The organism is Paenibacillus chibensis (assembly GCF_004001045.1).
GTDB lineage: Bacteria > Bacillota > Bacilli > Paenibacillales > Paenibacillaceae > Paenibacillus_AQ > Paenibacillus_AQ chibensis.
The window spans coordinates 245,834-259,006 of the sequence record NZ_BIMK01000005.1; the positions used below are offsets into that span (position 1 = coordinate 245,834).

A 13,173-nucleotide genomic window follows, 5' to 3' on the forward strand; every position below is an offset into this window, starting at 1 on the left:
CATTACATGTATCATTATGGGGATATTATCAAAGTTATAGAAAATGATATCGATAAAGAACTATTTGGAATTGTACTTGAAGAATATCAGAACGGCGTCGTGATACTTAGTGCAGAACCTACGGCTGATTTTAATGCTGTAGCTAAGGACTGTACAATCACTTTGGAAAATAATCAAACTGTTTCACTTAAATATTCGAATAAATTATTTATTGAATACCATAATGTGAAACTAATAGGAATGCTTGATCATGAGTTATTAGAACAGGTAAAAAGAAATGAAATATTATCAAAGGTAGATGAATTTTACCGATTGTTTCATGATCCGAAAGAGCCATTCAACCCGGAGAAATCTTCACTTGCTTATGGAGGCCGTGTATATGACGAGAAAGAAATGAAGAATTTGGTGGATTCTTCATTGGACTTTTGGTTAACAGCGGGAAGATTCAGCAAAAATTTCGAAAAGGAATTTGCAAAATTTATAGGTGTAAGGTATGCATTGTTAACGAACTCAGGCTCATCCGCAAACCTACTAGCCTTTTCGGCGTTAACCTCCCCGAAACTAGGAAGTCGTAGAATTGAACCTGGAGATGAGGTTATTACCGTAGCAGCAGGTTTTCCTACTACTGTGGCTCCCATGGTACAAAACAAAGCGGTACCTGTTTTTATAGATGTAGAGCTGGGAACTTATAATATTTTTGCAGAAAGAATTGAAGATGCTATTACATCGAAAACAAAGGCCATCATGATAGCGCATACTATGGGGAATCCTTTCGAATTATCTAAAGTCATGGAACTGGCGAAAAAATATAATTTGTGGGTGATTGAAGACAATTGTGATGCTCTTGGATCGCGATATAAAAATCAATTAACTGGAACATTCGGTCACATTGCAACATCCAGTTTTTATCCTCCTCATCATATGACTATGGGTGAAGGCGGAGCCGTATATACGAACGATCCTCAATTAAAGCTGATAATTGAATCCTTTAGAGATTGGGGCAGGGATTGTTGGTGTGCATCTGGTTGTGACAATACATGTAAAAAACGTTTTGGATGGGAACTGGGGACACTGCCTTTCGGTTACGATCATAAATACACCTATTCTCATATTGGATATAATTTAAGGGTTACGGATATGCAGGCAGCGATCGGGCTTGAACAATTAAAAAAGGTGCCCAGTTTCACCAAAGCCCGAGTCAATAACTTTAATCGAATGCTGGACGGGCTAAGCGATTTAGGACAATATTTCATTCTTCCCCAAGCTACCGAACATTCAGATCCAAGTTGGTTCGGATTTATTTTAACCTTACAAGACAACGTAAGATTCACTAGAAATGAAATTGTGAATTATTTGGAAAGCAATCGGATCCAAACTCGGATGCTGTTTGCTGGCAATCTTACTAGACAGCCGGCTTTTGAAGGGGTAAATTATCGAATTCACGGTGACTTGAAAAATACCGATAAGATTATGAATGATACATTTTTACTAGGTGTTTATCCTGGGCTAACAAGCGAAATGATAGATTATATGGTTCATAAAATCAGAGAGTTCGTTTGCAACTAAATCAATTGGGGATGTTTAAATGAAGGTAGTTATTCTTGCAGGTGGGTACGGAACTAGAATAAGCGAAGAATCCCATTTAAAACCTAAACCGATGATTGAAATCGGACAGAGACCTATACTCTGGCATATTATGAAGATTTACTCAAGCTATGGTTTCAATGATTTTATCATTTGCTTAGGATATAAAGGATATGTTATTAAAGAGTATTTCGCCAATTATTTTTTACATGAATCGGATATTACATTTGATTTTAGAAATGATAATCAATATATAACGCATAACCATTCGGCCGAGCCTTGGAAGGTAACCTTGGTCAATACTGGAATTGATACTATGACAGGAGGAAGAGTAAAGCGAATTCAATCTTATATTGGTGATGAACCGTTCATGCTTACGTATGGTGATGGAGTATCCGACGTAAATATTAGAGAACTAGTTGAATTTCATAAATTAAGAGGTAGATTAGCTACAGTTACAGCAATACAGCCTGATGGACGATTCGGTGTGTTGGATATCACGGAACAGGATGAAGTACAAGGCTTTCAGGAAAAACCTAAAGGAGATCACAATTGGATAAACGGGGGGTTTTTCGTTTTGCAGCCTGAGGTGTTTGATTATATAGAAGGGGATCATACCTTTTTTGAGAGGGAACCGCTTGAGAAACTTGCCAAAGATGATGAACTGGTCGCCTATAAGCATGACGGATTTTGGCACCCGATGGATACGCTGAGAGATAAAAACTACCTTGAGAATTTATGGTCGAAAAACCAAGCACCATGGAGAATATGGGATAATGAAAATGATAGGGTGCGGACAATATGAACAATTTTTGGTATGGAAAAAAGGTTTTTGTTACCGGACATACTGGTTTTAAAGGTTCATGGTTATGTATGTGGCTATATTTGCTGGGTGCAGAAGTTGTAGGATATGCTACTAAACCTCCCACTTCTCCTAGTCTATTTGAACTTTGTAATGTAGAGAAATTACTTTCTAAATCAGTGTTAGGGGACATAAGAGACCAGGATATATTGAAAAAAGAAATGAATCTGTTTCAACCGGATATTGTTATTCATTTAGCTGCTCAACCGTTAGTAAGGGATTCTTACAGGTTACCGGTGGATACCTATTCTGTTAATGTAATGGGCACGGTGAACTTGTTCGAGGCTGTTAGGAATACCAAAAGCGTAAAAGCGGTAGTCAATGTCACCTCTGATAAGTGCTATGAAAACAATGAGTGGGTATGGGGGTATCGAGAGAATGATCGATTGGGTGGCCACGACCCATACTCTAATAGCAAAGCTTGTGCTGAACTAATAACTTCAGCGTATACAAATTCATTTTTTAACATTCATGATTACGCTAACCATGGAGTTGCGATAGCTTCTGTCAGAGCAGGCAATGTTATCGGTGGAGGGGATTGGGCCAAAGACAGACTGATTCCTGACTGTATCCAAGCTTTGTTGGACAGTAAGCCCATATATATCAGGAGCCCTCATTCCATCAGGCCCTGGCAACATGTATTGGAACCATTAAGCGGGTATTTGTCTGTAGCAGAAAAACTATACGAGTCAGGTACTATTTACAGTGGGCCATGGAATTTTGGCCCTGAAGATGGCGATGCCAGAACTGTTGAATGGGTTGTGCAAAAATTGTGCGATAAATGGGATGAAAATCACGGATACATTGTAGAGGGCGGTTTAAATCCACATGAGGCTTCTTATCTAAAACTTGACTGTTCTAAATCCAAATCGCGGTTGAATTGGTCTCCGAAATGGGATTTAAATGAAGCTTTAAACCAAACCATTGAATGGACGATTGCATACAAGAATGGCTCTGACCTTAGACAAGTAAGTTTTAATCAAATCAAGAAATATGAAGATTGTATTGAGGAAAATCTGTGATGAAAATTTTAGTTACTGGAGCAACCGGATTTATTGGAGCAAGCTTAGTTAGAGCCTTACTTCAGCGCGATGGAAATGAAGTTTACATTACAGCAAGAAAAACCTCTGATTTTTGGAGGATTAAGGACTGTTTACTTGATTCGCGTAATACTTATTATTGTAATTTAGAGAATAGAAACGAGACTTTTAATTTAATTCGAAATATACAGCCTGATATAATTTATCATACTGCAGCATACGGCGGACTTCCGAATCAAACAGAGACGGATCGAATTATTAGTGCGAATCTAAACGCTACAATTAACTTACTGGACGCCGCCAGGTCTTGTGGAGTACAGCAATTCATTAACACGGGAAGCTCCTCAGAATATGGGATAAAGGATCAGCCAATGAAAGAATCCGATTTGTGTGAGCCGGTGAATATATATGGCATAACCAAGCTTGCAGCGACGAACTATTGTAGGATGATGGGCCAAATTCATCATTATAATGTATGTACATTAAGACTATTCTCACCATACGGTGATTTAGAAGATTCAAAACGATTATATCCTTGCATTATTCACGCGTTGAAAAACAATGAAAGAGCGAAACTGTCAAAGCCTAATTCGGTTAGGGATTTTATTGAGATTAATAAAGTTATCGAAGTCTACGAAAAAATCATTCATGTGAATTATGAGCCTGGTGATATCATAAACATAGGTTCAGGGAGACAACAGACCATTGCTCAGTTTTATACCATGCTTGCGCATAAATTGAAAAAGAATATTGAACCGATTTGGGGAGAAGCACCACCTCGGTCAAACGAGCCTCGACATTGGGAGGCTGATATCAGTAAGCTGAATTTATTAATGAGATTAAACGAGGGAGTATCTAATGAATAACCAAAATATTAGAAAATCAATTATTCACATGGTACACTACTCGAAATCCTCACATGTTGGGACATGTCTATCAATAGTGGATATATTAACAGTCTTATATTTTAGTGTTTTGAATATTGACCCACAACGCCCCTCAAAAAAAGATCGAGATAGATTTATATTAAGTAAAGGGCATGGGAGTGCAGCATTATATGCTACTTTAGCCGAGAGAGGCTTTTTTCCGAAAGCTTATTTGGATAAATATTATATTGATGGGGGGATACTGCCGGGCCATCTCGATATGGAAGCTGTTCCTGGGATAGAAACTTCTGCAGGTTCTTTAGGCCATGGTCTATCCATAGGTATTGGAATGGCGATTGCTAATAAGCAAAGCAATAATCCTGGCCATATTTATGTACTGTTAGGCGATGGTGAATGCAATGAAGGCTCTGTGTGGGAAGCGGTCATGTTGGCGACGACGCTTAAATTAAATAATATTACCGTAATAATAGATTATAACAAGTTACAAAGCTTCGGCCGAACCAACGAGGTTATTAATCAGGAAAATATGGCAGATCGTTGGAGTGCCTTCGGATGGCAGACATATGAAGTTGACGGACATAATATGGAGGAGCTAGAACTGATTTTTAATTTGGAACAAACGGGTCCGAAAGCGGTTATAGCTCATACGACTAAGGGTAAAGGCGTTTCTTATATGGAAGATAAATTGGAATGGCACTACAAATCACCAAACGATGAACAGTATATAACTGCAATGAGAGAATTAGGTGGTATGTAAGATGAGAACTACATTTATTCAATCTTTAATCGAAGAGGCTGAGAAAGACGAGCGGATATTTTTAATTACCCCTGATATGGGATATTCCATTTTAGAAGAGTTTCAAGATAAGTTTCCTGACCGATTTTTAAATGTGGGGATTGCTGAACAGAACGCAGTTGGAGTCGCTGCAGGATTAGCTTTGTCTGGAAAGGTGGTTTATATTTACAGTATTATTCCTTTTGTGACGATGCGTTGTTTTGAACAGGTTAGGGTTGATTTAGCGTATATGAATACAAATGTTAGGCTGGTTGGTGTTGGAGCTGGTCTATCTTATGGTCCAGCAGGTACAACTCACCATGCTATAGAGGATATTGCGATTATGCGATCCTTACCGAATATGACAGTGTGTTGTCCAGGCGATCCTGTTGAAGTGAGAGAAATTGTAAAGCAAAGCGTCAAATATAATGGGCCTATGTTCATTAGGCTCGGTAAAAATGGTGAACCTAATATTCATTCAGATAATACCCCAATCGAAATTGGTAAGGCTATTAAGGTGACTCAAGGTAACGACGTAGTATTAATTACTACAAGTAATATGCTTGAACAAGGAAGATTATTGGTTGAGGAATGGGCGAAAAAAGGTAAACATGTAAGACTCATAAGTATGCCTACAATAAAGCCTTTTGATAAAGAATGTATTCTTGAATTAATAGCAGAAAATATTCCGATTTATACTTTGGAAGAGCATAATGTAATCGGGGGCTTAGGTACTGCTGTAGCTGAAGTAATCGCGGAAAGTGGTATAGGTGTTAAGTTCAAACGAATAGGTATTCCAGACACATATACACATATGGTAGGAAGCCAACATTATCTTAGAAGTGAACTGATCATGAAGAGTATTGAAGAAAAATAACCACAATTAGCCGACATAGAAGTAGAAGGAGATAGATTGGATGGGAAACAGCGTACCGAATGGCAGCTTTGATAAAAGGCATTCTCAGAAAGATAGGGAATCGTATCAATTAACGGAACAATCTTTTGAATTATCCCCTTTACGAACCTTTGATAAACTTGAGGCATTTCCACGCTTCGCGACAAAAAGGAGCGTAAGTCGTTTCCTCGTAAAATATGAAATATTTAAACAAATACTACATATCAATGGAGCGATCATCGAATGTGGTGTGTTTAATGGAGCCGGCCTTTTTACATGGGCTCAGCTAGCAAATATTTTCGAACCTACCAATTATAATCGGAAGATTATTGGATTTGATACCTTTGAAGGCTTTCCCGATACAAACGAAATGGACAATAGTGATATTCACAAACCTAAAGTTGGAGATTTAAGGGGGGAGAGTATCGAACATTTACTTCAATCGGTTGAAAAGTATAATTATGAAAGACATTTATCACATATCCCTAACATAGACCTTGTTAAAGGCGATTTTATGAAAACATCGACAGATTATCTTAATAATAATAAACATTTGTTGGTATCGTTGCTATACTTAGATTTTGATCTGTATGAGCCTACCAAGAAGGCCCTTGAGGTTTTCTTACCCAGAATGGGGAAGGGATCCATTATTTGTTTCGATGAATTAAATTGCGAAAATTATCCTGGTGAAACGTTAGCAATGCTAGAAATGTTGGATATTGGTAAATGCCAAATTAATAGATCGCCAATCGATCCTTGGATTTCATACGTTATTCTATAGTTTTTTTGCGGAAAAGCATAAAGGACATAAAGGACCGCAGATAAAAAGACCCTTCACAAAAGGGTCTTTTTGGTCTTTATATTATGGCTTTGTATTGTTCGTAGTATTGGGTGATAATGGCGAAGTCGTTTTGATAATGGTTGTCGTCATGGTTAACGTTTATTTTGTAAAAATCCTCATTAGAGCAGAAGTTATATGACTGTTCTAATAAATCATTGGTGCTATGGCTAGTTTTTTTATAGAATACATTTATTGAAACTGCCGTTAGATAAAGTGTTTTGGCACAAAGCTTGATATACATTTCTCTTAGCAATTCAGGATCGCTATTACAGATTTCCAAATCATTAAATACCTTTGAGAAATCTTTGTGTTGTTCTAATCTCCCCTCAATCGTTGCATAATAAGGTATTATGACATCATTTATCTCCATCTCATCACATTCTGTTTTTTCTGCTTGCCCTTCATTTATAAGAACAAGGTTTGTACTTTGAATACTTCCGTACTGACACAATAACAGTTCCCAAAACATGTGCGGGTACCAGAAGCATACACTATTGTTCAAATTCTCCTTAACGTATTCGATTCCTTTATATTTCTTAAGGAGACTATTGTTATAGATTATACCTGACATATAATTAGAAGAGAGCATGAAATTTAACAACGCCTCTTTGCCTGGAGGGGCAGTTCCATTAGATAAGTTATACTGTGAAGTAGTTGATGTTCTCATTATGGACAAAGTATCTTTTGAAGTGCTAAGTATATTCATAATTTCCGGTAAAACATTTAAATCTAGAATGTCTTCATCACTGATTAACAAGATAAATTCTCCCCGTGCCATTTCACATACCTTGCAAAGATTTAAGGCGTACCCCATATTTTCCTCGAAGGCCCAATACTGTACCCTTGCATCGTCGATCTTCTGAATTTGGTCATAGAATATTTTTGTTTCATTCTGAGTTCCATTGTTCGATATGATGATTTCTATTTCTTCATCATAATAAGATTTCAAAAGCCGGGTTATGTTGTTATATGCACGGTTTCCTCTATTGTAACTAGGAATACAAATACTGAGGAGTGGACGATCTCCTTTTCTATTTTCTTTACTTGTTCTGGATTTATGAATTTCATTGATCGCGAATTGAGGCGCTTCGTTTTTGCTCGAAAGATCAATTATATTTCTTGGGAGGAATGCGTTGGTGTTTGTGAAATACGTATTCAAGTTATTAAGATTATCGAATATTAAAACATTAGATATGACGGTATCTACTAATAAAGCACCTTGCAAACAAGATAAAAATTTCTCCGGGTTGTTTACAACGATATAGGTTTTCTTATTGTTCGTTCTAATTGGATTTGTAAATGTTAAGATGTTGCTCCAATTCCAATCCTCTAACAGCAGAAAATCAGAGAAAGCGTCTGAAGTAGGAAGTGATTGTAAGTTTTGATACTTAAATAAGGAAATTTTATCCATTATGAGCTTCTCTTTTTTATCAAATAAATAGTATTCGTCTAGATTGCCAGTGGGAAGGAGCCAAAAAGGTAACTCGTCAAAATCCACTAGGTGGTTATTATGTAAATATTTATTGGAGTTTAAGAAGTCTATATTGGCTTCATAAATGGATTTAAACTGATTTATATTGGGTTCTATAAAAGCTTTAAAAAGAAACTTTTCGACATCTTCACTAACTCCTGCTGTGCGATCGTATTTTTGAGCCGCTATAAGTATAGTGAAAAATTCTTCGAATTCAGAAGCACCGAAAAGAAAAAAAGCAAAAGAAATCAATACATTAGCTTTTAACTGACCATTTAAATTATCGAACTCATGACTATCCAACTTTTTTACAAGTCCTATATATTCTTGATATACATCATCGATCAATCCATTGCTAAGCATTTCATCTATTTTTAATAAAAGTTGATTTATCTCCGATTCTTTATTCATCAGTAAACCTCTCCTTTTATTTAAGAATACAATATATTATTGGTAATTATCTAGCTATAAAACTATCCTATAGTTCTCTATTTATTCGAAAGTAAAGGGAAGTAACCGATTTAAATAGAAGAAAAAGATCTTTTCGTGTTTAGTTTTCTGAAGAGAAGGTTAATTTTCTTTATACGACAGAATCTACAGCCTTTAAAATCCCAATTAGAGCTCAATACATGTAATTAAATTCCAATAAACCACTTTCCTTTCCAATTGACAATGGACGAGTTCGGGTGGTATATTCAGGAATGTAGACGCAAGTCACACTTTATTTGATGACGAAGGGAATGTTTGTGCATGCAAGGAAAAGTTAAATGGTTCAACGCAGAAAAAGGATACGGTTTCATCGAGACTGCTGAAGGTGGCGACGTATTCGTACACTTCTCCGCAATCCAATCCGAAGGCTTCAAGACTTTGGAAGAAGGACAAGACGTAGAATTCGACATCGTCGAAGGAGCACGTGGACCACAAGCAGCTAACGTAATCAAATTGTAATCATCCGGCATAAGCCGACCTACATAAACGGTTCGATGGTTAAACAATGAATAACGTAGCTAGAGCCCTGGAGAAATCCAGGGTTTTTTTTGTCTTGAGCCAGCCCCCCTGTTTCATTTCCCTCACAACGGTTAAGAAATTCCTACCTCCCCTTCAGCGGGAAGCAGACAAAGTAAAGGCTTTCATTGTGGACGTAGTACACAAAAACGCCTTTTTACTTAGCGTTAACAATTGTGATATAATGGAACTGCAAAGGAGGAGTGCCCTATGAATTTTAGTATTCGAGGTCAACAAATCGATGTGACTGATGCTTTGAAAGACTATGTTGACAAGAAGCTCAGCAGACTTGAAAAGTATTTTGATGCACCCCTTGCCTCAGAAGGATATGTAACACTTGGTGTCGTCCGAGGTTTGCACACCGTGGAGGTGACGATTCCGCTCCCAGGGGTTATGCTCCGGGCAGAAGACCGCAGCGATGATATGTATGCATCGATTGATGCCGTTGTGGACAAGTTGGAACGCCAGATCCGCAAACACAAAACAAAGCTGAACCGCAAATTCCGTCAGGAAGGCAGTTTGAAGACGCTCTTCACGGAGACCGCAGTGGGCCTCGCCCCACCGGAACAGAAGACGGAAGAAGACTATGAGGATTTCGAAGTGGTCCGCACGAAACGGTTTACGTTTAAGCCGATGGACGTGGAAGAAGCCATTTTGCAAATGAACATGGTCGGGCACAATTTCTTCGTATTTTCCAACATTGATACTCAGGAAGTGAGCGTTGTTTACAAACGTAATGACGGCAAGTACGGTTTGATCGAGCAGACGGAATCAGATTCGTATTAAGCTTCGGTTCACTCTGAAGGTACAATTTTCATGATTATGTAAAAATTAATGGCTAAAATGAATGAAAAAAGAGCTCATATCCTGCAACGGATTGGGCTCTTCTTACGTATATAGATAGTGCGGCGAAAAACCGCGCATGCTTTACCATCCGCACGGTTGCGGCTTTACTTACAAACTGTTACAATTTATGCAAACGCCATTTTCAAGCTTTTAATATGTAAGTTTCAACGAATTAACTTCAACCATAACATTTTGTCTGGATGATATCGTTAAGTAATCCGGATAGTTTTCATTCAGCAGATTACCCGCGTTTCTGTATGAATCGGTTCGCCTGCGAATCCAGTCATCCAGCACCTGTCTGTGAGGATGGATGCCGGCACCCGATTTCATTTGTTGATAACCCTGATTTCTTGAAGTTAATTTAAACATTTGTTTTGCGTGAAAGGGGTTAACCATGTTAGGACTTGTTAAAAAAATCTTTGGTGACACGAATGATCGTGATGTCAAACGTCTGATGAAGACGGTCGATCAAATTAACAAAATAGAACCGGACTTCGAGAAGCTTACCGATGAGCAGCTGAAAGCCAAGACCGCGGAATTCCGCGCGCGCATCGAAAAAGGCGAGACGCTCGACGAGCTGCTTCCAGAAGCGTTTGCTACGGTCCGTGAGGCGTCCAAACGTGTTCTTGGGAAAAGACACTACGACGTCCAGCTGATCGGCGGTATGGCACTTCACGAGGGCCGTATTGCAGAGATGAAAACCGGTGAAGGTAAAACCCTTGTAGGTACGCTCCCGGTATACCTGAACGCTCTCCTTGGCAAAGGCGTGCACGTGGTCACGGTCAATGATTACTTGGCACAGCGCGACAGCCAGGAAATGGGCCAAATCTATGAATTTTTGGGCATGACGGTCGGGGTCAACCTGAACGGCATGGACCATGCGGATAAACAAGCAGCTTACGCCTGCGATATTACGTACGGTACGAACAACGAGTTCGGCTTTGACTACCTGCGTGACAACATGGTGCTTTATAAAGAACAGATGGTTCAGCGTCCGCTGTACTTCTGTACGATTGACGAAGTGGACTCCATCCTGGTCGATGAGGCCCGTACACCGCTGATCATTTCCGGACAAGCCCAGAAATCGACGCAGCTCTACTACGTGGCTGACCGTTTCGTGAAGACGCTGCAGGGGGAAGAGGATTACACCGTCGATATCAAGGTCAAATCCGTAGCCCTCACGGAAAAGGGTGTAGCCAAAGCGGAACGCGCTTTTGGTATCGAGAACCTGTACGACCATGCGCATGTGACGCTGAACCACCACATCGTGCAGGCATTGAAAGCCAATGTGATCATGCGCCGCGACGTGGATTACGTCGTTACGGAAGATGAAGTCGTCATTGTCGACGAATTCACGGGCCGTTTGATGGCGGGTCGCCGCTATAGCGACGGTCTCCACCAAGCGATCGAGGCGAAGGAAGGCATCGAGGTTCAGAACGAGAGCATGACGCTCGCAACGATTACGTTCCAGAACTACTTCCGGATGTACCGCAAGCTGGCAGGCATGACCGGTACGGCCAAGACCGAGGAAGAAGAATTCAAGAAGATTTACGGCCTGGAAGTACTTCAGGTTCCTACGAATAAACCGAATCAGCGTGTGGATATGCCGGACGTGGTCTACAAGAGCGAGAACGGCAAGTTCAAGGCCGTAGTTGAAGAAATCGTGGAACGCCATAAAAAGAACCAGCCGGTTCTGGTCGGTACGGTTTCCATCGAAAACTCCGAGCTGATCTCGGAAATGCTGAAGCGTAAAGGCGTCAAGCACCAGGTGCTGAACGCCAAGTACCATGCCGAAGAAGCTGAAATCATCTCCCGCGCCGGGCAGCCGGGCACCGTGACGATCGCCACCAACATGGCCGGACGCGGTACGGATATTTTGCTGGGCGACGGCGTATCGGATCTCGGCGGATTGCACATCATTGGTACAGAGCGCCACGAATCCCGCCGTATCGATAACCAGCTTCGCGGACGTGCGGGACGCCAGGGCGACCCGGGCTCCACGCAGTTCTATCTGTCCCTGGGCGATGAGCTGATGAAGCGTTTCGGCGCGGATAACGTGCTGAACATGATGGACCGCCTCGGTTTCGAAGAAGATCAGCCGATCGAGAGTAAAATGATTACCCGCGCGATCGAATCCGCGCAAAAACGCGTCGAAGGCAACAACTTCGATCTGCGTAAAATCGTCCTTCAGTACGACGATGTCATGAACCAGCAGCGCGAGATTATCTACAAGCAGCGCCGCGAAATTCTGGAGTCCGAGAACATCAAGGATATCGTGATGGAAATGATCAAGCCGGTCATCGACCGCGTGGTCGAAGCGCACTGCTCCGATGAAATTCCGGAAAACTGGGAGCTGCAGGAGGTTGCCGATTACGTGAACGGCAAGCTGCTGGATGAAGGCGCCGTGACACGCGAAGATCTCTGGGGCAAAGAAGTTCCGGACATGGAAGAGTTCATTTTCGACAAAGTAAAAGCCAAATACGAAGAGCGTGAAGAAAGAATCGGCTCCGAGCTCGTACGGGAGTTCGAGAAGGTTATCGTGCTTCGCTCCGTCGACAGCAAGTGGATGGACCACATTGACGCGATGGATCAGCTTCGTCAAGGTATCCACCTCCGTGCATACGGCGGTACGGATCCGCTTCGTGAATATCAGTTCGAGGGCTTTGAGATGTTCAACGAGATGACGGCCAGCATCCAGGAGGAAGTGGCCAACTACGTGATGAAGGCGCATATCGAAGCGAACCAGGAACGCCAGGCGGTCATCGACGAAAGCAAAGTGACGACCAACGGCGAACCAACCGAGAAGAAACCGGTTCACGTCGGCGACCAAGTTGGACGCAACGATCTTTGCCCTTGCGGTAGCGGTAAAAAATATAAACACTGCCACGGTCAAGAATAGTCGCAGCTGTATAAATTGAATTAAAGGGATAAGATAATCACACTTTAGTTCATTTGATGACTGAGGAT

11 protein-coding genes are annotated in these 13,173 nt (G+C 40.7%); 10 read left to right on the forward strand and 1 reads right to left on the reverse strand.

What is annotated here, in order from left to right; all coding sequences use genetic code 11:
* The first annotated feature begins 6 nt into the window (after positions 1-6).
* Genes rfbH through PCH05_RS06155 form a run of 7 tightly spaced genes read left to right on the forward strand, consistent with a single transcriptional unit; the run spans position 7 to position 6,824 of the window.
* Entirely contained in the window at positions 7-1,566 is a 1,560-nt protein-coding gene (gene rfbH, locus PCH05_RS06125; RefSeq protein WP_246049379.1) for a lipopolysaccharide biosynthesis protein RfbH, read from the forward strand.
* 19 nt (positions 1,567-1,585) lie between these two features.
* The gene (gene rfbF, locus PCH05_RS06130; RefSeq protein WP_127601472.1) at positions 1,586-2,389 is read left to right on the forward strand and encodes a glucose-1-phosphate cytidylyltransferase; all 804 of its coding nucleotides are present in this window, start codon (positions 1,586-1,588) and stop codon (positions 2,387-2,389) included.
* On the forward strand, positions 2,386-3,468 hold the full coding sequence (gene rfbG / locus PCH05_RS06135; RefSeq protein ID WP_127601473.1) for a CDP-glucose 4,6-dehydratase: 1,083 nt from the start codon (positions 2,386-2,388) through the stop codon (positions 3,466-3,468). Before rfbF ends, rfbG begins: the two co-directional genes overlap by 4 nt.
* Positions 3,468-4,352, forward strand: coding sequence for an NAD-dependent epimerase/dehydratase family protein (locus tag PCH05_RS06140; protein ID WP_127601474.1), 885 nt, complete (start codon positions 3,468-3,470; stop codon positions 4,350-4,352). Before rfbG ends, PCH05_RS06140 begins: the two co-directional genes overlap by 1 nt.
* Positions 4,345-5,130, forward strand: coding sequence for a transketolase (locus PCH05_RS06145; protein ID WP_127601475.1), 786 nt, complete (start codon positions 4,345-4,347; stop codon positions 5,128-5,130). Before PCH05_RS06140 ends, PCH05_RS06145 begins: the two co-directional genes overlap by 8 nt.
* Position 5,131: 1 nt before the next feature.
* Positions 5,132-6,025 carry a transketolase family protein gene (locus PCH05_RS06150; RefSeq protein ID WP_127601476.1) on the forward strand — a complete coding sequence of 298 codons (894 nt, stop codon included), beginning with the start codon at positions 5,132-5,134 and terminating at the stop codon, positions 6,023-6,025.
* 40 nt (positions 6,026-6,065) lie between these two features.
* Positions 6,066-6,824 (forward strand): TylF/MycF/NovP-related O-methyltransferase, encoded by a 759-nt coding sequence (locus tag PCH05_RS06155; RefSeq protein ID WP_127601477.1) that lies wholly within the window; start codon positions 6,066-6,068, stop codon positions 6,822-6,824.
* A gap of 76 nt (positions 6,825-6,900) precedes the next feature.
* Here the strand turns inward: PCH05_RS06155 and PCH05_RS06160 are convergent, their stop codons facing one another.
* Positions 6,901-8,766 carry a glycosyltransferase family 2 protein gene (locus PCH05_RS06160; RefSeq protein ID WP_127601478.1) on the reverse strand — a complete coding sequence of 622 codons (1,866 nt, stop codon included), beginning with the start codon at positions 8,764-8,766 and terminating at the stop codon, positions 6,901-6,903.
* 339 nt (positions 8,767-9,105) lie between these two features.
* On the opposite strand from PCH05_RS06160, the gene PCH05_RS06165 reads away from it, so the two are divergent.
* The 3 genes from PCH05_RS06165 (at position 9,106) to secA (ending at position 13,105) form a co-directional block, all read left to right on the forward strand.
* On the forward strand, positions 9,106-9,303 hold the full coding sequence (locus PCH05_RS06165; RefSeq protein ID WP_018887618.1) for a cold shock domain-containing protein: 198 nt from the start codon (positions 9,106-9,108) through the stop codon (positions 9,301-9,303).
* 267 nt (positions 9,304-9,570) lie between these two features.
* Complete coding sequence (hpf, locus tag PCH05_RS06170; RefSeq protein ID WP_127601479.1) at positions 9,571-10,146, forward strand: ribosome hibernation-promoting factor, HPF/YfiA family; 576 nt, start codon at positions 9,571-9,573, stop codon at positions 10,144-10,146.
* Between the two features lie 454 nt (positions 10,147-10,600).
* Entirely contained in the window at positions 10,601-13,105 is a 2,505-nt protein-coding gene (secA, locus tag PCH05_RS06175) for a preprotein translocase subunit SecA (protein WP_127601480.1), read from the forward strand.
* The last annotated feature ends 68 nt before the right edge of the window (positions 13,106-13,173 follow it).

What these genes read in the sequence shown, in the direction of transcription:
- rfbH (WP_246049379.1), top strand. Translation starts at nt 7, where the DNA reads ATGTATCATTATGGGGATATTATCAAAGTTATAGAAAATGATATCGAT.
- rfbF (WP_127601472.1), top strand. Translation starts at nt 1,586, where the DNA reads ATGAAGGTAGTTATTCTTGCAGGTGGGTACGGAACTAGAATAAGCGAA.
- rfbG (WP_127601473.1), top strand. Translation starts at nt 2,386, where the DNA reads ATGAACAATTTTTGGTATGGAAAAAAGGTTTTTGTTACCGGACATACT.
- PCH05_RS06140 (WP_127601474.1), top strand. Translation starts at nt 3,468, where the DNA reads ATGAAAATTTTAGTTACTGGAGCAACCGGATTTATTGGAGCAAGCTTA.
- PCH05_RS06145 (WP_127601475.1), top strand. Translation starts at nt 4,345, where the DNA reads ATGAATAACCAAAATATTAGAAAATCAATTATTCACATGGTACACTAC.
- PCH05_RS06150 (WP_127601476.1), top strand. Translation starts at nt 5,132, where the DNA reads ATGAGAACTACATTTATTCAATCTTTAATCGAAGAGGCTGAGAAAGAC.
- PCH05_RS06155 (WP_127601477.1), top strand. Translation starts at nt 6,066, where the DNA reads ATGGGAAACAGCGTACCGAATGGCAGCTTTGATAAAAGGCATTCTCAG.
- PCH05_RS06160 (WP_127601478.1), bottom strand. Translation starts at nt 8,766, where the DNA reads ATGAATAAAGAATCGGAGATAAATCAACTTTTATTAAAAATAGATGAA.
- PCH05_RS06165 (WP_018887618.1), top strand. Translation starts at nt 9,106, where the DNA reads ATGCAAGGAAAAGTTAAATGGTTCAACGCAGAAAAAGGATACGGTTTC.
- hpf (WP_127601479.1), top strand. Translation starts at nt 9,571, where the DNA reads ATGAATTTTAGTATTCGAGGTCAACAAATCGATGTGACTGATGCTTTG.
- secA (WP_127601480.1), top strand. Translation starts at nt 10,601, where the DNA reads ATGTTAGGACTTGTTAAAAAAATCTTTGGTGACACGAATGATCGTGAT.